Origin of the sequence: Klebsiella sp. GW_Kp181 (assembly GCF_040062315.1) — a bacterium.
Lineage (GTDB): Bacteria > Pseudomonadota > Gammaproteobacteria > Enterobacterales > Enterobacteriaceae > Klebsiella > Klebsiella oxytoca.
In genome coordinates this window covers 1-26237 of record NZ_JBEAFR010000002.1, presented here as the reverse complement: position 1 = coordinate 26237, position 26237 = coordinate 1, and the positions used below count along the sequence as shown (strand labels likewise).

Genomic DNA, 26237 nt, shown 5'->3' with positions numbered 1-26237 from the left:
TGAAAGGAAACTTCAGGATGAAAACGGTAGAGTTTTTGCTTTATACCCTTAAACCCGGTACCGGGAATGATTTTCACCGCATAATGCAGGAGCAAAGCGCCCCCCGCCATCGCGCCGCCGGGATGGATATCGTCTCCTTTGGCAATTCGGTGGAAGACAACGACGCTTATTACCTGATTCGGGCTTATGACGACCTGGCGCATTTAAACGCTTCCCAGGAGCGCTTTTACAGTAGCTCCGCGTGGCGCGAAGGCCCACGTCAGGCCATCATCGACATGATTGCCGTAAGCGTAAAATCGGTTATGGTTCTAAGCGCCAGCGCGGTTGATGGCCTGCGAAACGGCTGACCGGCACAGGGACTGACGCGGGGCGACAAGTAAAGGGCTTTGTTGCTGTCGGAGAAGGTGACGGTTCTCAGTCAATGCGGAGACCGCCCCTGATCCTGTCGCTGAATTTAGATCTGATTGAGCGAGGCAAGAAAGCCCTGCGGCGTATTGTCACCCAGTTTCTTTTGCGCCCGTCCCTGGTTCCACAGCGTGCACAGCCGCTGCAGCGTTGCGTCAGGCTCATCCAGCGCCGGGATAATATTGGCCAATCGTTCGCTAAGCTGTACCGCCCCGCGCTCCTCCGCGATCACCGTTGTGCATGACAAATCCGCGCGTATCGGTTCGAAGCCCTTATGAGCATAAGTCTCAAGACATTGTATCTGCGCCGGACAGGCTTCCAGCGCCTGGTTCAGCCAGCTATCCACCAGCGCGGGCGAAATGCCGGAATAGATACGACCAAAGCACCAGCCGCTGATCGGCTCCTGCGCCCACAGCAGATGATGCTCGCCGCCATCGTCCATCGACAGCGCGAGCTGCCGGTAATGCAGCGTCAGGGTATCCGGCCTCATCCCCGCTTTTAACGCTTTCTTTCCCTGCAGCGCGGCGTTTTTCCGCCCCTCATGGGCCGGGCGAAGATAGCGGTTTAGCGTGGCCCGTGAAAGGGTGATACCCAGCCCTTCATTCACCATAAACAGCAGCTCGTCCAGAGGCGCACGCAGTATATCGCGCAGGGCGTTAATCAGCGCCTCCTGCTCTTGTCTCAACACTTTGTGTATCAGATGTGGCGTGGTGTGATTATCTGAAATCTGGCTGCGGTTGCGCCAGCGACGAACCGTAGTGATTGATATACCCAGTTCCTGCGCCAGTTCGCGGTCGCTTTTCGTCGACTCCTGGAGATATTTTCGCGTTCTTGGGGTGGTGGTGGCGTTGGCATGCAGCTTGATTTCCATACAATCCTCGACGGAAAATATAACTAATCATATGAGATATATATAGTTACAGAGAAGACATTGTGAACCGCTTCACCTTTCAGCCCACCGCTTTCTCGCATAATCCGCCATAGATAACACACACAGCCCCTGTCGATCTTGTACGGAGTTCACAATGAACAATGTTCTGGGATTTCTTGAAGCAAAACTGATGCCTCTGGCGGCGAAAACTGCCCAGCAGCGTCATCTCGGCGCTATTCGTGGCGCCTATGTTTCATTCATGCCTTTTATTATTGTCGGTTCAATTCTGCTGGTGATCTCGTCGTTTCCTAATCAGAGCTATCAGCAGTTTATGGCCAGCACCTTCGGCGCCAGCTGGAGTGCGATAATTGAAATCCCGTTCAATGCGGTATTTTCCACGATGTCGCTGTTTATCAGCTTCCTGGTGGCCTACCGCCTGGCGGAGCACTACGGGGATGACCGTATCTCCTGCGGCATCCTGTCGCTGGTGGGATTTTTGATCCTCACCCCCTTTATTAAAGTCGCTGAAAACGGCGGTATCACGGTGATCCCCGTTGAATGGATCGGTACCAAAGGTTTGTTCGTCGCCATGATCGGTTCGCTGCTGTGGACCGAACTCTTCTGCTGGTTAAAGCGCAAGAAGCTGGTGATTAAGATGCCTGACGGGGTTCCACCCGCCGTGCAGGAGTCTTTCGCCGCCCTGATCCCGGCCCTGCTGGTGATGATTCTGATCCTGGCGATTCGCATCGGGTTTGAACACACGCACTACGCCACTATTCACCAGTTCATTTATGAGGTCGTCGCCTCGCCGGTTCGCCATTACGGTACCTCCTATTTCGGCGCGCTGATGACCGTATTCAGCATCACTATTCTGTGGTCCGTCGGCATCAACTCCGGTTCAATGATCAACGGCATTATTCGTCCTTTGTGGATGGAAAATCAGACCGATAACATCGCCGCGATTCAGGCTGGCGTGACCCCGCCGCACATTATCACCGAGCAGTTCTTCGATATGATCTGGATGGGCGGCGCGGGCGCAACGCTGTCGCTGGTGATCGCCATGCTGATTTTCGCCCGCAGTAAAAATATGCGCGAGGTCGCCCGCCTCGGGGCCGGCGCTTCCATCTTTAATATCAACGAACCCATCCTCTTCGGCCTGCCGGTGATCATGAACCCGATCATGCTGATCCCCTTTAACCTCGTGCCGCTGGTGCTGGTCACGGTGCAGTACGCGGCGATGAAAATCGGCGCGGTGGCCGTCACCACCGGGGTGTTTATTCCCTGGACGCTGCCGCCGGTGATCAGCGGGTTTATCGTGACCGGACATCTTAGCGGCAGCGTAATGCAGATCCTCAATTTGCTGATTGGCGCCATGCTATATCTGCCTTTCATGCGTATCGTCGATAAGCAGTATCGCGCGGCGGAGACAACCTCCCGTACCGAAACGGACAACACGCTTGCTAAACAGGAGTAAACCAATGTGGGGAATGATTGCCACCTGGCGAATGGCGCTGGAAGGGGTAACGGAAGCCGCGACGGCGCTGGCAGCCGGCGCTGATACCGCCAGCGCCGTGGTCGATGCGGTGGCGGCGGTAGAAGATTTTCCGCTCTACAAATCGGTAGGCTACGGCGGGCTACCGACGGAAAACGGCGAGGTTGAGCTGGATGCCGCCTTTATGCATGGCGATACCCTCGCCTTCGGTGCGGTCGGCAACCTGGTGGATATTGCCAACCCGGTCAAAGTGGCCCACGCCCTCAGCCGCCAGCGCTATAACAGTCTGCTGGTTGGCCAGGGCGCCAGAGAGTGGGCCATCAGTCAGGGATTCGCCGCCAAATCCATGCTGACCGAGCGGGCCATGCAGCACTACCGGAAACGCTGTCGCGAAACGCTGGATAAAGGCCTAAGCCCTTACGACGGCCACGATACCGTGGGCATTATCGGCCTCGACAAACAGGGCTCCATGAGCGTTGCCACCTCGACCAGCGGCCTGTTTATGAAAAAGCGCGGGCGGCTCGGTGATTCTCCGATTATCGGCTCCGGTTTCTACTGCGACAGCGAAATCGGCGCCGCTACGGCGACCGGCGTCGGTGAAGATCTGATGAAAGGCTGTACCAGCTACGAGATTGTCCGGCGAATGGCTCAGGGCATGACGCCGCAGGAGGCGGCGGACTCGGTAGTCTGCGAGCTGGAAGACAAACTGATGTCGCGCTTTGGCCGTGCGGGCGATCTCTCGGTGGTGTGCATGAACCGCGGCGGCGAATTCGGCGCGGCCACCAATATAAAAACTTTCTCCTTTGTCGTCGCCACCGCGACGCAGCCGCTCACCGTATTCTGCGCCGAACGCGTGCAGGAGAAAACCCATTACCGTCCGGTGGACGACGAATGGATGCAGGCCTATGCCGCACGCATTCGCGCCCCCATCGAGGAGTAACCATGCTGGATTATCGCTTAATCAATCAACTGGATAGCGACTGTAACGGCGCGCACCTGGTGACCTGGCCGGGCAGCACGCTGTTAAAACAGGCCCCGCTCAACGACAGCACTCTGCTCACAGAAATGGCGGCGCAGGCCGCCCGCGGCGAGGTGGCTGACACCCGCTTCGGCTGTTCGCCCTTCGCGCGCATCACTCTTATCCCGCAGGCGCACTGGCAGGATGCGCTTAACGACGGGCTGAGCGAGGCGCTGCGGCCGCTATGTAAAAAGCCGGTGAGCGAATCGCTTATCCTTGATTGTTCGCTGGGAAAGACCGCCGGCGCGTTAACCAAAGCGCTGCGCGAACTATTTAATCTCGACTGGCAGCTTGCTGATTTAGGTCTGCATCAGAATACAGCCGTCAGGCCACGCCTGCGTCAGCTGGTCCTCTACGCCTTACCTGAACAGCGGTCGACGCTGGATGCCCTCGCCCATCGTCAACGGGCCACGGCGCACGGTATGCTCGCCGCGCGGCGGCTGGCGGATCTGCCTTCGGAGCAGTGTACGCCGCAATACGTGGTGGAAGAAGCCCGTCGTCTGTGCGCCGATATTCCTGCTCTGCGCTGCGAAGTTCTCGATGAAAAAGCGATTGTCGATCAGGGGCTCGGCCTGCTGCATGCGGTGGGTAAAGGTTCCGAACGCCCGCCGCGCCTGCTGGCGATTCATTATGAGGGCGTCAGCGAGGGCCCGGTTCGCTGCTACGTCGGTAAAGGCATCACCTTTGATACCGGCGGGCTGTGGCTCAAGGAAGGCGCCGGAATGTACACCATGAAGTACGATATGTGCGGTGCAGCCAACGTTCTTGGCCTGATGCTGAGCATCGCCGAGCTGGCGCTACCGGTGCGGGTAATGGGGGTACTGGCGCTGGCGGAAAACGCGATTGGTCCCGGCGCCATGCAGCCGGGCAGCGTCGCCCGGGCCTGCAATGGCCTGACGGTAGAGATCAATAATACCGATGCCGAGGGCCGTCTGGTGCTTTCCGACGCCATTGCCTGGGCCAGCCAGCGGTATCCGCAGGCGCGCTATATTATTGATATTGCGACCCTCACCGGCGCGGTGGTTAAGGCGCTGGGCTATGATTTGAGCGGTTTGATGACCCAAAGCGACACGCTACGAGCGGCGTTGACCGAGGCGGGGTTAAAGAGCGGAGATGAGGTCTGGTCACTGCCGCTGGATAGCAGGCTGAAGAAACAGACCGCAAGCGCAATCGCCGACCTGTGCAACACGCCGGGCAATAACGCAGCGATCAGCGCTTCGGCTGCCTGGCTTTTGCAGCATTTCTGTCCGCCGGAGATCCCGTGGGCCCATCTGGACGTCAGCGGTACAGCGCTGTGGCGAGAAGGTGGTAAAAGCGTCGCTTCCGGTCGGCCTGTTCCGCTGCTGGTGCAGCATCTGCTCGACGATATCGGAGAGAGTTAACCCCTCCCCGGAGGCGATGCTGCGTATCTGTCCGGGCCACGCGTCCTCAGCAGTCAGCGATCCTGTAGCCCGGCTAAGCGCAGCGCAAGCCGGGAAGAAGCCGCAGCAATACCACGTCACCGCACATTCCCCGGGTTGCGGCGCAAACGCCTTACCCGGGCTACTCGTTCTCAGCAATATGCGGGCCGGTAGCCCGGGCAGGCGCTTTGCGCCGCCCCCGGGAAAAGAGCGCAGAGTGGCAGAATTTCCCGGAGGCGATGCTGCACATCTGTCCGGGCTGCAAAATCCGCAGGCTCCCTGGCCCGGGAAAGGCCCTACTCTTCGCTCGCCACCGGTTTTACTCTCACCGCAAACAGCACAATCACCATCGCGCTGACCAACAACAAACCGCTGCCAACAAAAACCCCGCTGGCGCCGTTAAGATCGAACACCGCCCCGCCGCCGGCGGCACCGGCGCTAATCGCCAGCTGGATAGAAGCCACCAGCAGACCCCCCGCGCTTTCCGCCTCATCCGGCACCGTGGTGGCAAGCCAGGTAGACCAGCCCACCGGCACCAGGCCAAAGGCGAAGCCCCACATTGCCACCAGCAGACCGTCCAGCAGCGCGAAGTGGCCGAACGTCACCATCATCAGCGCCAGCACGCTCATCGCCAGCGGTACCAGCGCCAGCGTCATGCGCAGGCTTCTGGCCAACAGATGTCCGGCAATCGACGTGCCGATAAAGTTCGCCACACCAAAACCGAGCAGGATCAGGGAAACCCCTTCGACGCTGGCCTGCGCCACGGTTTCGAGGAACGGACGCAGATAGGTAAAGAAGGCGAAGTGGCCGCTAAAAATCAGGATTGTCGCCAGCATTCCGCCAACCATGCCCGGACGGCGCAGCACTTTAACCAGGGTGGCAAAGCTGCCCGCGCTCTCCGGCCGCATGGAAGGCAGAACCCACAGTTGCCAGAGCAGCGCAACCACGCTCGGCAGCGCACAGATAAGAAATACGTTGCGCCAGCCGATCAGCGCGCCGAAATAGCTGCCCAGCGGCGCGGCAACCACCGTCGCTATGGAAACGGCGGAAAAGATAATCGCCAGCGCTTTCGGCACCATCGCCGCCGGAACCAGACGCATGGTGGTCGCAGTCGACATCGACCAGAAGCCGCCGATGGCGATCCCCAGCAGCAGACGTCCCAGCAGCAAAAACTCCAGCGAACCGGCGAAGGCCACCATCATGCTGGAGATAATTTGCAAAACGGAGAAGAACATCAGCACCCAGCGGCGGTCAATATTTCGCGTCGCGGTGGTGATCAGCAGCCCGGTAACTAACGCCACCAGCGCCGTCGCGGTCACCGCCTGCCCCGCCATGCCTTCGCTAACGCCCAGGCTTGCCGCCATCGGCGTCAACAAACTGGCAGGAAGAAACTCGGCGACAATCAGGCCAAATACTCCCAGCGCCAGCGCATAAACGGCGCGCCACGCGGGCCTGGCGTTGGCCAGGCTCTCTTCAGCTGCAATGCAGGAACTCATAAACATCTCTCCAGAACAATTAACATTTTGTTAAGGTTAGGCGGTTCTGTTCGGACGATCTATGATACATACTCTGTGATTATTGATAATTCGTCCGGGAATGATGTTATGACTCAGCACGCCCTCGATCTCACCAGCGAACTTCTGCGCGGCATGCGCCTTTCCGGCGTCAACTACAGCCGCATCGAAACCTCGCGCCCTTTTGGCGTCGAATTCGGCTTCGTACCTGGTAAAGCGCAGTTCCACTTTATCAGCCGGGGACCGGTACTGCTGCGCATGGTCAGCGGCCAGCGCCTGATGCTGCAGAGCGGCGATGCGCTGTTTATTCCTAACGGCGATGGTCACGTGCTGCTCTCCGATGACCAGGCAACGGTGGTTAACGTGTCCAGACTGCCCAGCGAACCGGTTTGCGACTCGGTAAGCTGCGTCAAAAACGCCTGCGACGACGCGAAAAGCGACAGCGCCATTATCTTCAGCGCCTGTATGGACTTTGAGCTGGGCGGCATGCAGCCGTTAGTCAAAGCTATGCCCGAAGTGATGCTGGTCAGCAGCCTGCTGACCAGCCGTCCGGAGATCCCGCCGATGCTGGCAGCCATGGAACGCGAAAGCCTCACTCGACAGGCGGGCTACGCCGGTATTCTGGCGCGGCTGGCCGATGTGGTCGCCGCGCTGATTGTCCGCGGCTGGGTGGAGTGCGGCTGCGGCAACGCCACCGGCTGGGTACAGGTGCTGCGCGATCCTAAACTGGCTAAAGCCATTTACGTTATGCATCAGCAGCCGGGCATTAACTGGAAAGTCGAGGATCTGGCACGCGAAGCGGGAATTTCGCGTTCGGTATTTGCTGAACGCTTCCTCTCCGCCACCGGCACCACGCCCGCCCGCTATCTTACCGAGCTGCGTATGCGCCTCGCGGTGCAGTACATTTCCCATGAGGGTCAGGCGCTGGAAAAAGTGGCCTTCAGGCTGGGGTACAGTTCTCATGCCGCCTTCAGCCGCGCCTTTAAACGCATTATCGGAAAGGCGCCGGGCGCGCTGCGCGATCCGTCGCGGGAAGAAGGATTTTAGCACTGTCCCAGTTCACGGGTGCGCCTGACCGCCGCCAGTACGCTGCGCTGAAGCCCCGCAGCAAAATCGCTGTTGTTCAGCTCATACAGACCGTGGATCCCGACTCCCGCCGGGGAATTGTTGATATCCAGAAGCTGGCGCGGATGCTTCTGGCTTTGGCGCAGCATCTCGACCGCGCCGAGCAGGTTTTCCAGCACCACCTCCGTTGCCTGGGGTCGAGGCAGTCCCGCCAGTACGCCGGCATCGGTAAGGGACTCAATAAAGTAGTAAATATAGTTAGGTCCCGCGACGCCAAAGCCGGTAAAGATATCGATCAACCGCTCAGGCAGATACAGCACTTTGCCAAAGCCGCGCAGAAACGGCTCGATCTCAGCCGCGCTGGCGTGGGCGTTTAAGGTCACGCCGCTATAGCCAAATCCGGTATCGGTCAGGGTATTGGGGATCGCCCTGGCAATCGGCGTTGCCGCACCAAACAGGGAGGCCAGCTTTTCCAGGGTCACCCCCGCGATCAGAGATACCACCGTTGTCGAGCCGTTTAGCTGCGCACGCACGCGGTTCGCCACCCCCGCCAGATCGTCCTGCGGACGGATCCCCAGCACCAGCAAAGAGGCCTCGTTTACACCACCGTCGCCCGACAGCCGATAACGGGCGCGCAGAGCCTCGACTCGCGTGCTGTCGATATCCTCGAGCGAGATCGCGTCCGCCCGCAGCGCACCGTGGCTTAATGACGCGCGAATAATCGCCTCCGCCATCTGTCCGGCGCCAATAAAATGGATCCTGGCCATGAGTATTACTCCTTATTCAAAAAGATATTCACCGTTGCCAACGCGAAAGCGTCGGCCTTTGAGCGCCGGGTCGGCAACGCGAAACCCCAGTTCAGTCAGTTGATTCGCCGCGCCCTGGCGGAAAAGAAACTCTCGACCGCTCACCGCCAGCCCCTGCCGCCTTGCGGGGTAAAACCAAACAGCTGCTGCCAGCGGTCGCGCACCGCCTGAGGATGCTGTATGGTGAAAACCGCGCGCTGCAGTTCAATCTCCCCCTGCGGATGGAGCGCAGCGCCACCCGATACAGCGCTTCATTATCCGGCAGCAATCGTGACGCATCCCGGGAGAGTAAAAACGTCTCCGCGGCGGAAAGCAGCTCTGTATCATCGGCAATCGCCAGAAATTCGATCCAGGTCAGACCGAAATAGTTCAGCACATTTCAGGTCCCCCAGCCCGGGTGGCGCCCACCGGCCACCGCGTTGAGCTTTTGCCCGCATAACACCTGAACCGCCGCTTCCGGCTGATTAACAAACTGGACCGCGTGGCCCCACGTTAAGGTTGCCATTCGCCCTCCCGCTCCTCTGCCTGATAAAAACGCAGCCGACAGGCGGCATCGCCGCGAGCCAGCGCGGTCTGCACCTCTAAATGCAGCCACGGAAACGCGTCGGTTAGCGCACGATCGCCTTCCATGCAGATATCGCACAGCGTCTCAATTTCGCTGGCGCCTCGCCCCTGCTGCCGCCAGCAGTTGACATAGGGACAGTAGTGAAACAGGACGATAAATTCGGCCCGGCTGGCGCTAACGGGCTCCATCTCATAAACCTGAGATTCCAGACCGCGGGTAAACAGCCCGGCAAACTCCTGCAAATCTTTTCGATCGCGCATTTGCGCGCGCAGCTTATGCCCGATATCGCGGCCATAGTGGCGTATTGCTTCACGGACAGAATCATCCGCGATATCGCGCTGTCGGCTTTCGTCCAACAGGTAACCGATCGTTGCCGCGCGTTTTTCAGTAATGGCGCGCAGCGCCAGGGTCACCTCATCGTTTAAGGTGGCGGCTTTATGCGCCGGTTCCGAGCTTATTTGCGTCATGCGCTTATTCCCAGTCGGTATTCACTTTCACGTCGCTGGCGCCCGGCAGGGCATATACATCTTCGGCGTACCATTTCCGCGAGAGGTCAGCGAGCGTGCCGTCCTTTTTCAGGGCAACCAGCTGCACGTCAATCGCTTTGATTAGCTGCGGATCGGTATTTTTTTTATACAAATAGACGTTAGGAAACAGGCCGACGGAATCCGAAGCTTTCAGATTAAGATTTAGCGCCTTATTTAACGCCAGCAGCGCGCCAATAGGATAAATCGCCGCATCGTATTCCCCGGAGGCTACCGCTTTAAAGATATCGGCGGCAGACTGCTCGCCGTTGGGCTGCAGATTAATTTGTTGGCCTGGATGTTTTTTATTGTAGTTTTCAATCACCGTATAACGGGCGTCGGAGGTATGAATCGGCACCAGTTTTTTCTTACCGCTGGCGAGATCGCCAAGGTTATGAATATCGTTCTCATCGTTACGTACAATCAGGCGTAAATCGCTGATCCCGGTCGGCTCGCCGGAGTGGTCGTATTTTTCCGCCCGCTCTTTGGTGAGATAAAAGTGATCCGCCGCGAGGGTATAGGCGCCAGTCGATAGGCCGACGATCATCGCATCGCGAGAGACCGCATTAAAATGAAACGTATAGTCCGTTAACCGCTGGTCCAGCACCTTTAACAGGTCGCCATCGTAACCGGTAATATTGTTGTTATCGTCAACAAAGCTAAAGGGAAAACCGTTAGCATTGACGACAACCTCAACCGTTTTCGCGTTTGGGCTTTTTTCAACCGCCTGCGCGGCGTCCATTCCCATTGCCAACACCAGCGCACTCACCAGTAAAATTTTATTTTTCAAAATACCTTCCCCAAAATGATAACCGTGGAACACTCTTTTCTGCGTTGCCTTGCCAGCGGACGCTCAGAAACCTTTCTGCCCTGCGCAATGCTCTGGCAATCGCCAGGCACAGCACGATATAAATCACCAGCACGACGCAGTAGGCTTCGACAAAATGAAACCCGCGCGCGGCGGCGATATTGGCTTTCGCCATCAGATCAACAACGGTGATGGTGTAAACCAGCGAAGTGTCTTTAATCAGATCGATCAGCACGCTGGTAAAGTTCGGCAGCGCGGATACCGCCGCCTGTGGAAAAATAATGCGTCGGAACTGCGTGAACCCGCTCAGCCCAATTGACCATGCAGCCTCGCGCTGCCCCTTATCAACCGCGTTCCATCCCGCGCGAAAGGTTTCGGCGAAATACGCGCTGAAGATCAGCGATAACGCGGTGACCGCCGCCGCCAGCGGCGAAAGTTTATAGCGGTACATCGTGTCCTGCGGGCCGCCGAACAGCCCGGCGGCAATCCACGGCCAGACGTAAAAAAAGAAATACAGCATCACCAGGACCGGGACCGAACGGCCAAAGGAGAGGAAAACCTTCGCCAGCCATTGAACGCCGGGTACCTGACGAATAATCGTCCACGCCAGCGCTGCGCCCAGCAAAGTGGAAAACAGTAAGGATAATAACGTTATCGTCAGGGTGACCGGCAGCGCGCTTAAAATAAACGTAAAATTGTCCCGAATGAACGCCAGGCTAAACATGTTAATTTATCACTCCAGCAGGAACTGATATTTCTTTTCAATACGAGTGGTAAAATAGAGAATAATACTATTTAGCACCCAGTAGACGATAATAACGCTAATAAATGCCGCGACTTGTTTAGCCCCGTAGCTATTTTGCGAAATCTTTTGTGCGCGACCAAAAATATCCACAATGCCAATAATATTGACCAGCGAGGTCATTTTCACGAGATTAATTAAAAGATTGCCAAAGACGGGAATAGCAATAATAAGTCCCTGGGGGAAAATAATCCGTCGTATTCCCTTATGCCAGGGAATATTCAGGCTGATAATGGCCTCTTTCTGGCCGCTATCCACCGCGCGCCACGCTGAACGCATCATTTCTGCAAAGTAGGGACTGATGCTGACCGAGATAGACAGCACCGCAAAGGTGGTATCGCTAATCCACAGCGGCGGCAGCGCTAGCGCGGTCAAAATTAATTTGCCGCCGAAGAAAAACAGCAGGATCAGCAGCGCCAGAGGCGCGCCGCGCAGAATGTCGGTATACCCCTTTGCCGCCGCGCTAAGCGGCTTAAAGCGGCTAAACTGCAGCAGCACAATCAGCAGCGCGATCGTCAAACCAAGCAGCAGCGACGCCAGCGTTATGCCGAGGGTCACGGGTAAATTTTCCAGCAGTTTCGGCACTATTCCGGCGATATCCTGCCAGCTAAACAGCGGGTTATTGTTCATCATCAGCCTCAGGCATGATAGTGCAGTTGCGCAAGAAACGCCCGGGTTCGGCCCTGCTGCGCTGCGCCAAATATCTGTTCCGCCGGGCCCTGTTCAACGATTTCACCGTTTTCCATAAATACCACCCGGGAAGCGACCTGACGGGCGAACGCCATTTCGTGGGTCACGATGATCATCGTCTGGCCCGCGGCGGCAATGGTCTGAATAAGCTCCAGCACTTCACCGACTTTTTCCGGATCCAGCGCGGAGGTCGGCTCATCCAGCAGCAGAACGGCGGGGTTAATCGCCAGCGCCCGCGCAATACCGATACGCTGCTTTTGGCCGCCGGAGAGACTGTGCGGATAGTGGTCTTTTTTATGCAGTAACCCCACCTGCTTTAAGAGTCGTTCAGCAATAGCCAGCGCCTCCTGCCGCGGGCGCTTTTTAGCGTATATCAGGCCTTCGGTAATATTTTGCAGTGCGGTGAGATTATGAAAAAGATTCCACGATTGAAAAACCATAGCGGTTTTTGAGCGTAGTTTTTCAATCTCCTTTTTTCCCGCTTTTGCGCAATCCAGCGCCACATCATCTATTCTTATTTGCCCGCTATCGGCAGGTTCTAAGAAATTAAGTGTACGTAATAGCGTGGTTTTCCCTGAGCCGCTGGGGCCAATAATACAAATAATCTCGCCGGAATGAATACTGAGGGATACCTCTTTTAGCACTCTTTCACCGGAGAAGCTTTTACTGATCTTATTGAGCGTTATCATAATGAGATATTCGTGAATAATGATTATTTGCCGCACACCGGCAATTATTGCTGTACAAAAACTATATTGCCGCCGTTCAGATGATAGCAAACAAGAAAATCATCTATCGAAAGTCAAAAAATAACTTTTTATATATTTGTTATGACAATGAGGCTGGATTGTAATCAAACTTTATTAGCAAAACAGGATAGCGTTAACCGATAATTTTTATTCAGATTTATTGAACAATGATAACAAATTGTTTCGATTTTAATCATCTCGTCGCCGTCCTATCATTTATCACATCGGGGCAACAACGCTCCAACACTGACAAAACGCTTAAGGAATACGACCATGAAATCCATCAAAACTTTCGTTGCAGTTGCCGCACTCTCTATGATCTCTTTCGGTACTTTTGCGCAGAGCATTAGCGCCAGCGCTTCCACACTGGACCGCGCAGAAGCCAAAATTGCCGCTCAGGCCGCAGAGCAAGGCGCGTCTTACAAAATCACCAGCGCTCAATTCAATAACCGCGTGCATATGACCGCTGAGCTGACGAAATAAAATTTGAAACATTGCCGGGCCGCCGGAAGACACAGGCGACAGCGACAACACGATGAAATAAGGAACAAAATATGAAAAATATCGGCGTAGTCACCGCACTGCTGTTAGCCGCTACCCTTTCGTCCGGCGCGATGGCCGCAGAGAATAGCTTTGCGCGCCCGGAGGCAGGTTCAAATATCGATACATCTGTGCAGCAGAATCATATTGATGTCAGCCATGCCTTTGATAAAGAGAGCCTGACCGCAGGCAATCTTCAGTAAAACACAGCACAGGGCGCGCGCGGAATTATCCGCTGCGCGCCTTACTTTTTCTGCCAGTGTGCCCACGGATTATCCGCCGGCGCTTCCGCTTTTGCCGTATCGGTATCGGACAGCGAATCGATATACAGCGCTTCCACTTCTTTGCGCGCCCACGGCGTGCGGCGTAAAAACTTCAGACTCGATTTAATGCTCGGATCGCTTTTAAAGCAGTTAATGTTGATGCGTTTCGCCAGTTCGGCCCAGCCATATTGCGCGACCAGCGCGTTTAACAGCGCCTCCAGCGTGATGCCGTGCAGAGGATCGTTTGGATGCTGCATTGCGTCTTGTTACCTGATTTAAAAATTTTGCTCACCATACTGTCTCCCGACGCTATACGCAACCTGCCTTATCGCCCCTTATCCAGAATTCGCAAAAGCACAGAACCCTCCACGGTCATAAATTAGAAAAGAACGTTATTGGTTGAATATTTTCGCTTAAGGCAAGCTGGCCTCAACCACCCGACTGAGGAATCGATCATGCGCTGTTGTTGTCCCCGAACCCTGAACCTGAATCGACGAAAACACCTGAATACCGCCTTCGGAGAAGACAATGAACGCGACAACCTTACCGATACTGGATCTTGCCCGCTACGCGGACCCCGCTGAAAAAGCGGCGTTTCTCGCCGACCTGCGCCACGCCGCCCGCGATATCGGCTTCTTTTATCTGATCAACCACGGCGTTGATGAGTCGCTGCAGCAGGCCGTGCAGCAGCAATCCCGCGCCTTTTTTGCCCTGCCCGACGATCAAAAGCAGAGGGTGGCAATGATTCACTCTCCGCATTTTCGCGGCTACAACCGCGCCGCTTCTGAATTAACCCGCGGTCAACCCGACTGGCGCGAGCAGTTCGATATCGGCGCCGAGCGCCCGGCCCTGCAGCTTAGCGAACGCGCCCCGCGCTGGCAGCGTCTGCAGGGGCCGAATCTCTGGCCAGAGGCGTTGCCCTCGCTCAAACCCACATTACTGACCTGGCAACGGGAAATGACCCAGGTTGGGATCACCCTGCTGCGCGCCTTCGCCGAAGCGCTGCGCCTGCCGCAGGATGCCTTCGATGGCCTGTATGGTGATAAGCCCAATGAACATATCAAGCTGATCCGCTATCCCGGCCAGCAGGAGACCCAGAGCGCCCAGGGCGTTGGCGCGCATAAGGACTCCGGCTTTCTCAGCTTCCTGCTGCAGGATGAGCAGAAAGGATTGCAGGTCGAAGTCTCTCCTGACCGCTGGATTGACGCGACCCCGCTGGCGGGCAGCTTTGTGGTGAATATCGGCGAGCTGCTGGAGCTGGCGACCAACGGCTATCTGCGGGCAACGGTGCACCGGGTCGTTTCGCCGCCCGCCGACCAGCAGCGGCTGTCGATCGCTTTCTTCCTCGGTGCCCAGCTGGATGCCGTGGTCCCCGTCTACACCCTGCCCGATGAGCTGGCCCGCGAAGCCCTCGGACCGGATAGCGACCCGCAAAACCCGCTGCTGCGCGAGGTGGGCTGGAATTACCTGAAAGGGCGTCTGCGCTCGCATCCTGATGTCGCCGAGCGCTACTACCAGGATGTTTTTCGCGAACGCGCCGAGCAATTGATCGTTTAAACATAACAACAAACACAAGGAATAAGATGATGAAATATGCCGCATTTAAACTGGCAGGGGTTGCACTGTCTCTCTCTCTGGCCTGGACTTCCGCTCAGGCCGCCGCGCTGCGCGTTGCCGCCGACCCGGTGCCGCACGCCGAAATTCTTAACTATATTAAAAAGATCGATCCCAGCCTCGACCTGAAAATCGTCGAACTCACCAGCGGCGTAAACGCCAACGAGCTGTTGGCTAACGGCGACGTCGACGCCAACTACTTCCAGCACGTCCCCTATCTGAAAGATCAGGAAAAAGCGCTGGGCAAAACCTTCGCCGTCGCGGCGACCGTCCATATTGAGCCGCTGGGGATCTATTCGCGCAAGCATAAAGATTTTAAATCGCTGCCCGAGAACGCCACCGTGGCGGTACCGAATAACACCACTAACCTGAGCCGCGCGCTATTCCTGCTGCAAAATCAGGGTTTGATTAAGCTGGCGGCAAAATTCACCGACCCGGCGACCACCCTGGCAACGCCGAAAGATATCGTGGAAAACCCGAAGCACCTGAAAATCCTTGAGATTGAATCACCGCAGATCCCGCGGTCGCTGGATGACGTTGACCTGGCGGTGATAAACGGCAACTACGCGCTGGAAGCCGGGCTGGTACCGGCCAAAGACGCGCTGGGCCTGGAGAGCGCCACCAACAACCCGTACGCTAATATTCTGGTGACAACGCCGGCGCTGGCGAACGATCCGCGCATCAAGGCGCTGGCCAAAGACCTCACCTCGCCGCAGGTCGCTGAATTTATTCGTAAGCAGTATAACGGCTCGGTGATCCCGGTTGCCCCTCAGTCATGATTGAGATTGTCGGGCTGAGTAAAACCTATGCCGGAACAGGCCGACCGGCGCTAAACGATGTCTCTCTGCATGTGCCGGGCGGTGCCGTTTACGGCATCCTTGGCCGCAGCGGTGCGGGCAAAAGTACGCTGATACGCTGCCTGAATTTGCTGGAGCGGCCCACGGCGGGCCGCATTATTGTGAACGGGAATGATATTACCCGGATGGATAAAAGCGCGCTGCGCGAATACCGGCTGCGCACCGGCATGATCTTCCAGCACTTTAATTTACTTCACGCCCGCAGCGTCGCTGACAACGTCGCGGTGCCGCTGGAGATAGCCAAAGTGCCGAAAGCGGCCCGCCAGTCTCGCGTGGCGGAACTGCTGGAGCTGGTCGGGCTGGCGGATAAAGCCGCCGCCTTCCCGTCTCAGCTTTCCGGCGGGCAAAAGCAGCGCGTGGGGATCGCCCGCGCGCTGGCCGCACGGCCGGATGTGCTGCTGTGCGATGAGGCCACCAGCGCCCTTGACCCCGAGACCACGGCCTCAGTGCTCAACCTGCTGGCGGACATCAATCAGAAGCTGAACCTCACCATCGTGCTGATCACCCACGAGCTGGAAGTGGTGAAAACCCTCTGCGACCACGCGGCGCTGCTGGAGCACGGTGAGATTATTGAAAGCGGCAGAATTGCCGATTTGCTGGTGGCGCCATGGTCGCGGCTAAGGCAGTCGCTGCTGCACGACCCGCAGGCGGAGCGGGACTTCCTCGCTCGCCACGGTTTACACGGGAGGCCCTTATGCGGAGTAGCATGAGTTGGGAAGATCTCTGGCCGCTGTTGCTTCAGGGCACGCTGGATACCGTTTATATGGTTAGCCTGGCAGCGCTGTTTACCGTGCTGCTCGGGCTGCCAACCGGCGTGCTGCTGTTTATTTCACGCCGCAACGGGCTGGCGCCGATGCCGAAGCTCAACGCCATCCTGGGCGCGATTATCAACTTTGGTCGTTCGCTGCCGTTTATCGTGCTGCTGATCGCGCTGATTCCGTTCACCCGGTTGATTATCGGCACCACCCTCGGCAGTACCGCCGCGGTGGTTCCGGTCACCATTGGCGCCTTTCCGTTCTTTGCGCGGCTGACTGAAAATGCGCTGGATGAAGTGGACTACGGGCGTATCGAAGCGATTTTATCGATGGGCGGCAATATCTGGCACGTCATCTTTAAATCGCTGCTGCCGGAAGCGCTGCCGACCCTGCTGGCAGGCATCACGCTGACCATCGTCATGCTGATAGGCTTCTCTTCGATGGCGGGCGTGATTGGCGGCGGCGGACTGGGCGATCTGGCTATCCGTTACGGCTATCAGCGCTTTAATAACGAGGTGATGGTCGGCACGGTGCTCATTCTGGTCGCGCTGGTACAGGGGGTGCAGATGGCCGGCGACCGTCTGGTTCGCGGCCTCGCCCACCGCCGTTAACGATGAGCGGATGGCCGCGCGCCATCCGCGATTAAAACCCGCTTTCGCTCACCAGCTTTCGTATCAGCTCCCCTGCCGGCAGCTCGCGAATCAGGCTAACGCCCTGTCCGGCCCAGTGGGCGCCGAATTGACGATTTCCCTGCGCTTTTGCCGCCGATGCCAGCGCTTTACCGGCATCATAAGCTACGGGATAAGCCGGAACGAGATGCGGATCGTTTATTTCACGCCAGCCGTTAACCAGACATCTTGCCGGACGTCCGGAGATCGCCGAGGTTAAAACCGTTTGCCCATCAGGCGTGCCTTTGATGGCCTCACGATAGCCGGCATCCGTGGACGATTCCGGGCAGAGCAGAAACGCCGTTCCCAGCTGCGCGCCGTCTGCGCCCAGGTTCATTACGCAGTTGATTCCTGCGCCGTCCATGATGCCGCCTGCCGCAATAACCGGTAGATCAGTATGCCGTCTCATCGCCTGAATCAGGGTAAAGGTGCTCATCTGTCCGTCTGGCCCCAGGGGGTCAAAGATGCCGCGATGGCCGCCAGCCTCGTAGCCCTGGGCAACCACCATATCGACTCCCTGCGCCTCGGCCAGCAGCGCCTCTGCCACGCTGGTCGCACTCGCCAGGGTAACGATACCCTTATCCCGCAGTCGGCGAAGCGTTTCACGATCCGGCACGCCAAAATGGAAGCTCACCGCCGCCGGGGCAAGATCGAGCAGCAGCTCGGCCATTCGCGGCTGCTGATTAAAACTGAGGTAGATTTCCGCCAGCGTCTCCGGCGGATGGCTGGCGAAGCGGGCAAATTCCGGGCGCAGCCGAGCCAGCCACCCGGCTTCACGCTGCCGATCCCTTACCGCTGGTGCGTGGCAAAACAGGTTGACGTTAAACGGACGGCTGGTTAAGCGACGGGTCTGGTTAATCAGCGCCTCAGCCTGCTCTATGGTTGACGACCCCAGCCCCAGCGAGCCGAGCGCGCCGGCGCCGCTGACCGCTGCCGCCAGTTCCGGCGTCGACACGCCAGCCATCGGCGCCTGAATAATGGGATAATCAATAGCAAGCTGCTGCGTCAGCCGGTTTTTCATGGTTTGCCCTGTTAAATTTGTGCATTCGGGCCATTAAAATCTCTTTTAGAGATGATAAGATCAACATTATTTTCAATTTAAGAATAAAAATATGAACCACACCACATTAGAGATTTTTAAAACGGTGGCGGAAGAGCGCAGCGTGACTCGCGCGGCAAAACTGTTGGGACGGGCGCAGTCCAATATCACCACCCGCATTCACCAGTTGGAAGAGGAGCTGGGCGTTGAGCTGTTTGCTCGCGGCAATAAAAGGATGCTTCTGTCCCCCGCCGGCGAGCATTTTTTGGGCTACGCGCTGAGAATCCTCAGCCTGGCCGAGGAGGCCAGACAGGCGCTGCACCCGGCGACGCCGGGCGGTAATCTGCGCATGGGGGCGATGGACGCCACCGCCGCAAGCCGCCTGCCGCAGCTGCTTCCCCGCTTTCATGCTCAGTGCCCGGAGGTCAAACTGACCCTTAAGACCCAGCCAACCCGGCAACTTGCTCAACAAGTACTGGACGCCGAGCTCGATTGCGCGCTGGTGAGTCTGCCGCAGGGAGCGCCTCCGCCTGACGACCTGGAATTTGTCCCGATCTTTCAAGAACAGCTGGTGCTGGTGCTTCAGGCTCACCCGCAACCTTTTCGTTTTGCCGCCTTTGCGGAGGGTTGTACCTACCGGGCGATGGGGGAAGCGTTTCTGGCGCAATCAGAGGAGGCGGAGATCGAGATCCAGGATGTCGGCTCCTACCACGCGATGCTCGCCTGCGTTGCCTCCGGCGGCTATGCCGGCATCGTGCCGCAGAGCGTGCTTGAGACCCTGACGCTGCCCGAAGCCAGCCAGCTGCAACCGGTTGGCCAGGCGATCACCCAGCTTATCTGGCGCAAAGGCTACGCCTCCCCGGCCTTTGAGAAGATGCGCCAGCTCCTTGAATCAGCTTCCGACCTTTGAGGCTCGCCGCGCCCCCGCTGCCACCAGCGCAGCGGCAGCCAGCAGCGCTATAGCCGCCGCGCTGAGCGAAGGATTAAACGACCCGCTGCGGTCATACAGCGCCCCGGCAACCAGCGGGCCGACAATTTGCCCGATGCCGTAGGTTGCGGTCATAGCGGCAATCATATTGAACGAAACCAGATGATTCAGCCGCCGCCCCTGGGACAGCGCGATGGTCACGGTGCCCAAAAAGGTGCACCCCACCAGCAGCGCGCTCAATATGCAAAACGGCAACGTATGACTCCACGCCGGAAGGATCACGCCAACGGCCTGGATCAGCAAATTAAGGGTAAACGCGCGGCGGTAGCCAAGCCTGATGACCAGCCGATGCCAGAGAAAACAGGAGGGGACGGCGGCAAGACCGAAGATGGCCCAGATCTGCACCGGATCGATAGCGTTCAGCGAACCGCTGAGAAACAGCGGGAGATAGGTGGCGGTAATAATGTAGCCGAAGCCGGCCAGGCCATAAATCAGTAGCAGTTTCCATGCCTCGCGCACCGCCCCCTCGGCCTGCTCATGCTGTGCGGTTGCTGCGGGTTGATAAGCGATAAGGTAGTCTGCGGGGCTCAGCAATAGACGCAGCGCGAGGATAAAAAGCACGCCGGCGCTTAGCGCGCACATCAGCCAGATCTGCTGGCTGGAGAGCGCCAGCGCCTTCCCCAGGGAGATAAATTCCGCCGACAAAAATATGCCCATTCCGACGCCCGAAAAAAGCACCGGCGCACCGTTTGGGTGCTTCATATGCTGGAGCAGCCAGAGTGAGGCGGCAATCAGCGTCACCGCGCTTAATAATCCGGCAATACCGCGAACCGCGATAATCGGCAGCGGAGAAACTAAAACCGCCAGTAAAGCCAGGCACAGTAGCGTCAATAGCGCGGAAAGCAGGCTTAGCCATCTGGCGTCCGTGGGTCTGGCTTTCGCCAGCAGCAGCGCCCCCGCCAGATAACCGGCATAGTTTGCCGAAGCGGCGAGATTACCTTCGCGTAGCGTCAGTACCTGTTCATTAAGCATCAGCGGCAGGATCCCGGTATAGGCAAACCGGCCATAGCCCATACCGACGATCAGTACCACCGATCCGGCCAGCGCCAGCAGAAAGGCCTTCCACTCCGGCCTGAGTTGAATAACGTTCACCCACTCCCCTCCATTATTATTCTCAAAAAGAGAATAATTTTTAATATTATTCTCTTTTCATTATGATTGCGGTTAACCCGACGCGCAAGCAACGCCACGCGACAGCGCGCGGCCTCCAGGAGAAGAAATTTACGGCAAAGGTCGGTGGATGCTTCGGTGAGCAACGAAATGTGGGAGCGAGAAGCTGGGCATCCCTGCCCGGCAGGATTTAGCGGTGGCTAAAAGCCAGCCTGGCAGCAAACAGCACAAAGAGGCCGCCGGTCGCGCGATCCATCCACCGAATGAACAGCGGCGTTTTTGATAGCCGAGCGGCAGAGCGGCTGGTCACAATCAGCGTTAATGACCAGATTGTGCCGATCGCCACATGAATGGCGACCAGCAGGAACGTCCAGGCGATGGGCGAGTGCCCTGCCGGAATAAACTGCGGCAGGAAAGAGACGTAAAAGATCCCCATTTTCGGATTGAGCACATTCCCCATCATCCCTTTTACAAACCAGTTACTTGCCGGGGCCGCCGCCCTGTCCTGATGAACCAAATGACGACGCGGCTTGAGAATTAACTGAATGCCCAGCCAGCATAAATAGACGGCCCCGCACCATTTGAGCAGGTCATACGCCAGTTCCGATGCCGCCAGCAGCGCCCCAAGACCGAAGGCGACCGCAGCTCCCCAGATAAAACATCCCGTATCAATACCCAACGCCGCCTGAAAGGCTTTTTTTCCGCCTTCAACGGTCGCGGTTCGTAAAATTAGCGCGGTATCCAGGCCTGGGGTAAGGGTGAGCAACAGGGCAGCAAAAGAGTAAGCAAACAGGGAATCTGCAACGGACATTTTCTCTCTCCGAAAGCGAAGATTCTAGATAAAACATATTCCAGTGGCAAGCGAAGAATCCCCAATCCTGACGTGCAGTTTTTCAACCATGACGGTAGTCATAGATTAATTTTTGCTAATCCGCGCTTACGTTAAAAAAATGGGGTCGGCGCCTGCTCATATAGGTAATCCACCAGAGAAACCAACGCCGATTTGGAATACTCATCTTTTGCGTAAAAGTATAAACTTTTCGCCGCAGATTCTTTTCATTAATGTTAAGTTCATTTGCAGCCATTCGATAATTGCTTGTTTTACATAACATACTGAAAATTCTTCGCTCATCTTCTTTTAAATTATTAAGAAAGTAGCAAAATTCACACCTGTCTTGAGAGCGATACTCTCGATATAAATTAAGTTTCTTAATGATAGTTGCCAGAGAATCCTTAAGGCTAATATGGCGTTTGAGAAACATATTTTCCGCCGGAGGCGAGACGCCTACAACGATATATTTGCGGGTTAAATGGCAATAGCATTCTGACTGCAAATGCATTGCTGGCAGATAGATAAAAGATCTACCGCGATAATATTTATCAAGTTCTCGCTCCAAAGCTTTAAGGCCGTTCAGCGCCAGCGGACTCACTTCCCTTTCTTGCTGCATAATACCTTCCTGAAAAATGCTTTTATTTATACTGAACGGTATACAGAAGTTTACTGTTCGCCTGCCCGGCACTAACATTGCTATCAGTCTGGATATAACGAGCATAGAGCGGAATGTTAATCGTATTGGCTCCGGCTTTATTTTCCCCAGTCCATGCCAGAGAGGACCATGCCTGTTCCGACCGGGTACGGGATATCTGTACGCCAAGACCGGTGGCGCCACCGCTGTCCAGCGCCATGATGCCTCGCGAGCTGTCAACAAAACCATTAACGGACTCCAGAGATACGGAATAATAATTATCAGGTCTGGTGGTCGTAGTGATATTGCCCGTTATATAAGAATCCGCAACATTGCTGTAAGCATTGCGAAAAGTCGCATCACAGGTCAGTACAATACTGGCATCCACCCACGGCGTCGTTGAGTTACCGGTGAAATCGCCGGTGGTATATTCTCCCAACCAGATATCTTTATCCTGAGCACTACAGCTGGGTACAACATAACTTACAGTGCCTCTGAAAGCCATTTTAGTAATTTGCACCGCGCTGCTGTTGAATGCACCGCTGCTGGATTCTGTTGCGTAGAAACTCACCACCGGCAGCGTCGAGGCATCTAAGACGCCGCTAATCGTAGAGTTATTTAACTTAATTAGGTTCATGTTAACTTCAGGCACCAGGACAATATCTGCGCCAGTTGAACCTACCTCCATGCCGCTTGAATTACTACGAGTATAATATACCCCCAGGCCGTTAATATTAGTTTTATACACCGGCGAACCATTAACAAATACGCCGGTAGTACCGGAGGTATTTTCTATTTTATGGACCCAGTAAATCGTGCCCGTAGCGCAACGTACCGCTGCGGCATCAAAATATTTCCGCACACTCAATAAAACATTATTGTTATGTACATTAGGAGAGATCCGATTAATTGGCAACGAATACGTTTGCAGCGCAGCAGGTGCTGGCGTACTGGTTATAGTGCAGGCCGCTTGAGCATTGGGGGTGACAAAAAATAAGACGACCAGCCCCGAGAACACCCCAGCCGGGAGGCTATTTTTTTTGATAATTTTGCACATAATCACTTATTCCCTTTAGGCTATTCACAACGTAGAGAGAGCTGTTCCAGTGTCTCCGCTTGTCCGTTGCTCAGAACATAAGCCAGGCGGCAAGATTGTTCGCCAGCACGAACCGTTAACACCCCGCGGACCTGCTCGACCCGCGCGTAGATTTGCCCGCCCTGGCCTACATAACCCACCGTACGTCCCGAAGCGTCATGAACTTCCGTTCCGAAAGGCAGTGGATGGGCGGCACCTGTCACGGTAATTAATAGCGGATATCCCTGACGGGCCTGATAGCTGATCTTCACTACCGCGCCATCACGCGGGGCAACTCTTTGAGATGTGTTATCCAGCTCTACGCCCCGAGTTGTTCCTTTCGGGTCAAGATGGATATCGTTCAGCTGATACGGACTGAGATACGGCACTGCTGCATAGCCCCGTTTGTCAACCTGGATACCGCTATAGCCATTGACGCCAGCGCCCTCAGCGCCTTTAGCCTCTACCAGTGCGAAGGTGTCTCCCTGAAAGGGGCTCAGCGTCAGACCGCCGCTGTGGCCTATCACGGTCCCGCTTACGCCGCCCGAAACGCTGCGGTAATGTCGACCGCTGCCGAACGCCGCATTCAGCGAAGCGAAATTGGCCAGGTACTGCGCGCTCGCCGCCGCGCTGCTGCCGTTACCCTGACTGCTCGTCGTGCCAGACAGGCCGTAGCTGAAGCGGCTATCTTCGCCAAAAGAGCCATTTATACCGGTTCGCAGACTCTGCTCACCGTGACGAGTATGGTCATAGCTAAGGCGCCCCGTTACGGCCTGTCGGCTACTGCCTGGCGTGAAACTGAGATTCACGGAAAGCGTGTCCTGGGAACGTCCGTAGGCGCTCCAGCTGCGTCCGGCGTTAACCCCGTAGCTGAATCGGCCATAATTGTTGCTGTAGCCAAACTGATACTGCTTGTCTACATCTTTGGCGTTCCAGTAGTTCTGCACCGATGAACTCAGGTAAAACTGCCCCCACCCACCCGGCAATCCCTGGCTTGCCGTAAGCGTATAGCGGCTTTTATTACGCCGTATACTATCGGCATGGTTCCCCAGGGTAATCGCTTCACGCGTCTGCATGGCGGTCAAATAGTCCATATATCCGCTGGTCGAAAAACGGTAGGCGGCCAGGGAAAAATGACTGGCCGTTTCGGTGATATTTTTGCTATAGCTGAGCCGGTAGCTCTCGCCACTGCGTATTTCGTCATCCTGGCCCCGCTTACCCAATTCCGTACGAGCGAGGGTGGCATCGGCGCTCACTGCACCTAAGGGGGTCGCAATGCCGATACCGCCCTGACCCGCCCGGTAACGCTCGCTGGCCTGCATTCCGCCGTAAACCGTTAGCCAGTTGGTCACGCCCTGCTGCCAGGTCATCTGCCAGAGTGAAGGGTCGGCGGGCAACGAACGATAGTTCAGTTCACCTATTGAGAGTTCATAACGGGACTGGCCCGGACGTAATAGCTGCGTAACGGAAGCAAATGGCACCTGAAAATGCTGTTCGCTGCCGTCGGCTTCGTAAACGGTGACGTCAAGATCCCCGCCATAGCCGGTAGGATAAAGATCATCAATGACAAACGCCCCCGGACTGACGGTTGTTTCATAAATCAGGTTACCGCTTTGGCGGACAGCAATCCGAGCGCTCGTACGGGCAATGCCCCGAATTTCCGGCGCGTAGCCGCGACGGGAGAGCGGCTCCATGCGCTCATCGCTCTCCAGCTTTAGTCCGCTTAGAGGCAGCGTGTCAAAAAGCTGCCCCGAGGTGTTGATCTGGCCGACAGAAATCCGGCCCTTTAAAGCAGGGAGATCCCGCTGAATATAGGTATTCTGTGTTTGATAATGGCCGCCAGCGTGATTATCCCGGCTCCAGTTGCCGTTATGGCGCAGGTACCAGCTACCAATATTGATGCCGCCGTTGAGACTGGCATAAAGGCTGTCATGGTTATAGCCGTTGTTCTCACTGCTATATGCGCTAAGGTTGTAGCCCAATAGCGCGGCGGGAATACCGCTATCCCACAATGCGGGCGGTACCGCGTCGCGCGCGCTGCGCTGTTCCCAGACCTGCGGCACCTGAATATTGAGCGTTTGCGCATTACTGTCACTCATCACCGTCGCCCCAGGAATCAGCGCCGTCAGGTCTGTACAGACATCAGCACCGCTGTCCCAGGCGCTATCGGGCAGCATCTCGTGGCGAAGCGGAAGCTGCGTAATCAGCTCAGGCGTCAGGCAGGGCGTGGTACCATGTCCTTCTGCGACGTAACGGACATCCTGATTCACTACCGGCTTTTCGTTAAACCATATCCGCAGCCGATGCGTTCCCTCAGACAGGCTCGCGCCATGGCTAAAACGCGATAAATCCGGCGCTGGACCGGTGCCCAGTCTCAGGAATGAAGGATCAAAATGAATCTCAGCGTTTTCTTTAGCCCTGACGTTTAGCGCAAGGGCAGATAATACGGAAACGGACAGCAGCGCCGCTTTACCGGGGAGTGCGATTCCCTGCATGATGACTTCTCCAGGACAGACAAATAGCGAGTGGACTACTTAACGGTAAAATTCTGCGAACGAATGGCGCCGTAATCATCAATCCATTCAGCCTGTACCTGGCTTCCTCGTGAGGCCTTCACGTGGGGAAAAACACGATCGCTGAACGGGTCCACCATATCCACATCCGCAGTTTTTCCTGCCACGGTGAGGGTGGCGAGGGAAATAAAATAGGGCGTTGGATTGATGGCTTTCAGCCCCTGTTCCGTGGCGGCCCAGCTCAGCGCCTGAGGCGCTCTCGCTGCGCCCTCTTTCAGCGAAGCGGGACGCCAGAAGAATTTAATTCGTGAACGCACCGCCAGCTGCAGATAGTTTTCATTTTTGATCTCGCTACCGGGGCGCCCGGGGATTTCCAGCACGTTGAGCCAGTACAGGGATTCACGATCCTGCGGCAGCGCTGAGGTTGTCAGGCTGCTAATGCGCAAGGCCTGGGCCTTGCCAGAGTCAAGACGATTGATCGGCGGCGTCAGAATAAAGGGGGTGGTGATAGTATCAGGTGTAGCCTCACTATCGCCGGTATCCAGCCAGCTTTGCACTGTGAGTTCAACCGATGGATGCAACACACTTATTGAACCGCTCTGCGGGTGATTCATAGTCTAGCGTTTTTCTCGGCCTTTCG

Annotated in this window: 29 protein-coding genes and 1 pseudogene; 12 read left to right on the top strand and 18 right to left on the bottom strand. The window is 56.5% G+C overall.

The genetic code is table 11. The features are described 5' to 3' along the window. Nucleotides 1–17: 17 nt before the first annotated feature. A complete protein-coding gene (locus ABLV11_RS01750) occupies nt 18–347 on the top strand; it encodes an NIPSNAP family protein (RefSeq protein WP_064355667.1) in 330 nt (109 codons plus the stop codon). A 107-nt stretch (nt 348–454) separates the two neighbouring features. On the opposite strand, the gene ABLV11_RS01745 is transcribed toward ABLV11_RS01750, so the two are convergent. Next, nucleotides 455–1276: an XRE family transcriptional regulator gene (locus tag ABLV11_RS01745; RefSeq protein ID WP_202861897.1), complete on the bottom strand. Its 822-nt coding sequence runs from the start codon at nt 1274–1276 to the stop codon at nt 455–457. A 154-nt stretch (nt 1277–1430) separates the two neighbouring features. Here ABLV11_RS01745 and celB point away from each other — a divergent pair, with 154 nt between their 5' ends. The 3 genes from celB to ABLV11_RS01730 are packed head-to-tail and all read left to right on the top strand — an operon-like array spanning nt 1431 to nt 5168. Next, on the top strand, nt 1431–2750 hold the full coding sequence (gene celB, locus ABLV11_RS01740) for a PTS cellobiose transporter subunit IIC (RefSeq protein ID WP_004102253.1): 1320 nt from the start codon (nt 1431–1433) through the stop codon (nt 2748–2750). A 4-nt stretch (nt 2751–2754) separates the two neighbouring features. After that, nucleotides 2755–3708, top strand: coding sequence for a N(4)-(beta-N-acetylglucosaminyl)-L-asparaginase (locus tag ABLV11_RS01735; protein WP_024274210.1), 954 nt, complete (start codon nt 2755–2757; stop codon nt 3706–3708). Nucleotides 3709–3710: 2 nt separating this feature from the next. After that, nucleotides 3711–5168 (top strand): leucyl aminopeptidase family protein, encoded by a 1458-nt coding sequence (locus ABLV11_RS01730; RefSeq protein WP_023329744.1) that lies wholly within the window; start codon nt 3711–3713, stop codon nt 5166–5168. A 314-nt stretch (nt 5169–5482) separates the two neighbouring features. Here the strand turns inward: ABLV11_RS01730 and ABLV11_RS01725 are convergent, their stop codons facing one another. Next, nucleotides 5483–6682, bottom strand: coding sequence for an MFS transporter (locus tag ABLV11_RS01725; protein ID WP_004102256.1), 1200 nt, complete (start codon nt 6680–6682; stop codon nt 5483–5485). Between the two features lie 108 nt (nt 6683–6790). Here ABLV11_RS01725 and ABLV11_RS01720 point away from each other — a divergent pair, with 108 nt between their 5' ends. Next, a complete protein-coding gene (locus ABLV11_RS01720; protein WP_126489151.1) occupies nt 6791–7747 on the top strand; it encodes an AraC family transcriptional regulator in 957 nt (318 codons plus the stop codon). On the opposite strand, the gene ABLV11_RS01715 is transcribed toward ABLV11_RS01720, so the two are convergent. From ABLV11_RS01715 to ABLV11_RS01680, 8 genes and pseudogenes are all read right to left on the bottom strand, one after another. Further along, a complete protein-coding gene (locus ABLV11_RS01715; protein ID WP_049128608.1) occupies nt 7744–8532 on the bottom strand; it encodes a pyrroline-5-carboxylate reductase dimerization domain-containing protein in 789 nt (262 codons plus the stop codon). The genes ABLV11_RS01720 and ABLV11_RS01715 overlap by 4 nt on opposite strands. A 12-nt stretch (nt 8533–8544) precedes the next feature. After that, nucleotides 8545–8947: pseudogene (locus ABLV11_RS01710) on the bottom strand (hypothetical protein). A gap of 3 nt (nt 8948–8950) precedes the next feature. Beyond that, on the bottom strand, nt 8951–9076 hold the full coding sequence (locus ABLV11_RS01705; protein ID WP_224330173.1) for a VOC family protein: 126 nt from the start codon (nt 9074–9076) through the stop codon (nt 8951–8953). After that, nucleotides 9064–9603 carry an L-2-amino-thiazoline-4-carboxylic acid hydrolase gene (locus ABLV11_RS01700; RefSeq protein ID WP_224330172.1) on the bottom strand — a complete coding sequence of 180 codons (540 nt, stop codon included), beginning with the start codon at nt 9601–9603 and terminating at the stop codon, nt 9064–9066. Before ABLV11_RS01700 ends, ABLV11_RS01705 begins: the two co-directional genes overlap by 13 nt. Before the next feature lie 4 nt (nt 9604–9607). Beyond that, nucleotides 9608–10450, bottom strand: a complete 843-nt coding sequence (locus tag ABLV11_RS01695; protein WP_163528960.1) for a transporter substrate-binding domain-containing protein — start codon at nt 10448–10450, stop codon at nt 9608–9610. Next, entirely contained in the window at nt 10440–11192 is a 753-nt protein-coding gene (locus tag ABLV11_RS01690) for an amino acid ABC transporter permease (protein WP_004102262.1), read from the bottom strand. The genes ABLV11_RS01695 and ABLV11_RS01690 overlap by 11 nt, the downstream gene beginning before the upstream one ends. Nucleotides 11193–11201: 9 nt before the next feature. Further along, nucleotides 11202–11900, bottom strand: coding sequence for an ABC transporter permease subunit (locus tag ABLV11_RS01685; protein WP_064355683.1), 699 nt, complete (start codon nt 11898–11900; stop codon nt 11202–11204). Nucleotides 11901–11908: 8 nt separating this feature from the next. Next, on the bottom strand, nt 11909–12649 hold the full coding sequence (locus ABLV11_RS01680; protein ID WP_004102264.1) for an amino acid ABC transporter ATP-binding protein: 741 nt from the start codon (nt 12647–12649) through the stop codon (nt 11909–11911). A gap of 333 nt (nt 12650–12982) precedes the next feature. On the opposite strand from ABLV11_RS01680, the gene ABLV11_RS01675 reads away from it, so the two are divergent. Next, complete coding sequence (locus tag ABLV11_RS01675) at nt 12983–13192, top strand: YdgH/BhsA/McbA-like domain containing protein (RefSeq protein ID WP_004102265.1); 210 nt, start codon at nt 12983–12985, stop codon at nt 13190–13192. Nucleotides 13193–13263: 71 nt separating this feature from the next. Further along, nucleotides 13264–13452 carry a hypothetical protein gene (locus ABLV11_RS01670; protein ID WP_004113223.1) on the top strand — a complete coding sequence of 63 codons (189 nt, stop codon included), beginning with the start codon at nt 13264–13266 and terminating at the stop codon, nt 13450–13452. Between the two features lie 41 nt (nt 13453–13493). Here ABLV11_RS01670 and ABLV11_RS01665 read toward each other — a convergent pair whose 3' ends face one another. Continuing rightward, on the bottom strand, nt 13494–13769 hold the full coding sequence (locus tag ABLV11_RS01665) for a VF530 family protein (protein WP_004102267.1): 276 nt from the start codon (nt 13767–13769) through the stop codon (nt 13494–13496). Nucleotides 13770–14040: 271 nt separating this feature from the next. On the opposite strand from ABLV11_RS01665, the gene ABLV11_RS01660 reads away from it, so the two are divergent. The 4 genes from ABLV11_RS01660 to ABLV11_RS01645 are packed head-to-tail and all read left to right on the top strand — an operon-like array spanning nt 14041 to nt 17349. Then, a complete protein-coding gene (locus tag ABLV11_RS01660) occupies nt 14041–15069 on the top strand; it encodes an isopenicillin N synthase family oxygenase (protein WP_016807426.1) in 1029 nt (342 codons plus the stop codon). 29 nt (nt 15070–15098) lie between these two features. After that, nucleotides 15099–15905 carry a MetQ/NlpA family ABC transporter substrate-binding protein gene (locus ABLV11_RS01655; protein ID WP_004134110.1) on the top strand — a complete coding sequence of 269 codons (807 nt, stop codon included), beginning with the start codon at nt 15099–15101 and terminating at the stop codon, nt 15903–15905. After that, a complete protein-coding gene (locus ABLV11_RS01650; protein WP_004102270.1) occupies nt 15902–16693 on the top strand; it encodes an ATP-binding cassette domain-containing protein in 792 nt (263 codons plus the stop codon). Before ABLV11_RS01655 ends, ABLV11_RS01650 begins: the two co-directional genes overlap by 4 nt. Continuing rightward, nucleotides 16690–17349 (top strand): methionine ABC transporter permease, encoded by a 660-nt coding sequence (locus ABLV11_RS01645; protein ID WP_181554191.1) that lies wholly within the window; start codon nt 16690–16692, stop codon nt 17347–17349. Before ABLV11_RS01650 ends, ABLV11_RS01645 begins: the two co-directional genes overlap by 4 nt. A gap of 31 nt (nt 17350–17380) precedes the next feature. Here the strand turns inward: ABLV11_RS01645 and ABLV11_RS01640 are convergent, their stop codons facing one another. Further along, nucleotides 17381–18427, bottom strand: coding sequence for a nitronate monooxygenase (locus tag ABLV11_RS01640; protein ID WP_142447958.1), 1047 nt, complete (start codon nt 18425–18427; stop codon nt 17381–17383). 91 nt (nt 18428–18518) lie between these two features. On the opposite strand from ABLV11_RS01640, the gene ABLV11_RS01635 reads away from it, so the two are divergent. Beyond that, entirely contained in the window at nt 18519–19355 is an 837-nt protein-coding gene (locus tag ABLV11_RS01635; RefSeq protein WP_004113229.1) for a LysR substrate-binding domain-containing protein, read from the top strand. Here ABLV11_RS01635 and ABLV11_RS01630 read toward each other — a convergent pair. The 6 genes from ABLV11_RS01630 to ABLV11_RS01605 form a co-directional block, all read right to left on the bottom strand. Beyond that, nucleotides 19338–20525 (bottom strand): YbfB/YjiJ family MFS transporter, encoded by a 1188-nt coding sequence (locus tag ABLV11_RS01630; RefSeq protein WP_224330636.1) that lies wholly within the window; start codon nt 20523–20525, stop codon nt 19338–19340. The genes ABLV11_RS01635 and ABLV11_RS01630 overlap by 18 nt on opposite strands. A 208-nt stretch (nt 20526–20733) precedes the next feature. After that, complete coding sequence (locus ABLV11_RS01625; protein WP_004102275.1) at nt 20734–21354, bottom strand: LysE family translocator; 621 nt, start codon at nt 21352–21354, stop codon at nt 20734–20736. A 115-nt stretch (nt 21355–21469) separates the two neighbouring features. After that, nucleotides 21470–21991, bottom strand: a complete 522-nt coding sequence (locus ABLV11_RS01620; RefSeq protein ID WP_004113233.1) for a hypothetical protein — start codon at nt 21989–21991, stop codon at nt 21470–21472. Between the two features lie 22 nt (nt 21992–22013). Then, complete coding sequence (locus tag ABLV11_RS01615; RefSeq protein ID WP_224330635.1) at nt 22014–23066, bottom strand: hypothetical protein; 1053 nt, start codon at nt 23064–23066, stop codon at nt 22014–22016. Nucleotides 23067–23086: 20 nt separating this feature from the next. Next, nucleotides 23087–25579, bottom strand: a complete 2493-nt coding sequence (locus ABLV11_RS01610) for a fimbria/pilus outer membrane usher protein (protein ID WP_142478479.1) — start codon at nt 25577–25579, stop codon at nt 23087–23089. Nucleotides 25580–25614: 35 nt separating this feature from the next. Beyond that, nucleotides 25615–26154 (bottom strand): fimbria/pilus periplasmic chaperone, encoded by a 540-nt coding sequence (locus ABLV11_RS01605; protein WP_348855131.1) that lies wholly within the window; start codon nt 26152–26154, stop codon nt 25615–25617. Nucleotides 26155–26237 lie beyond the last annotated feature (83 nt).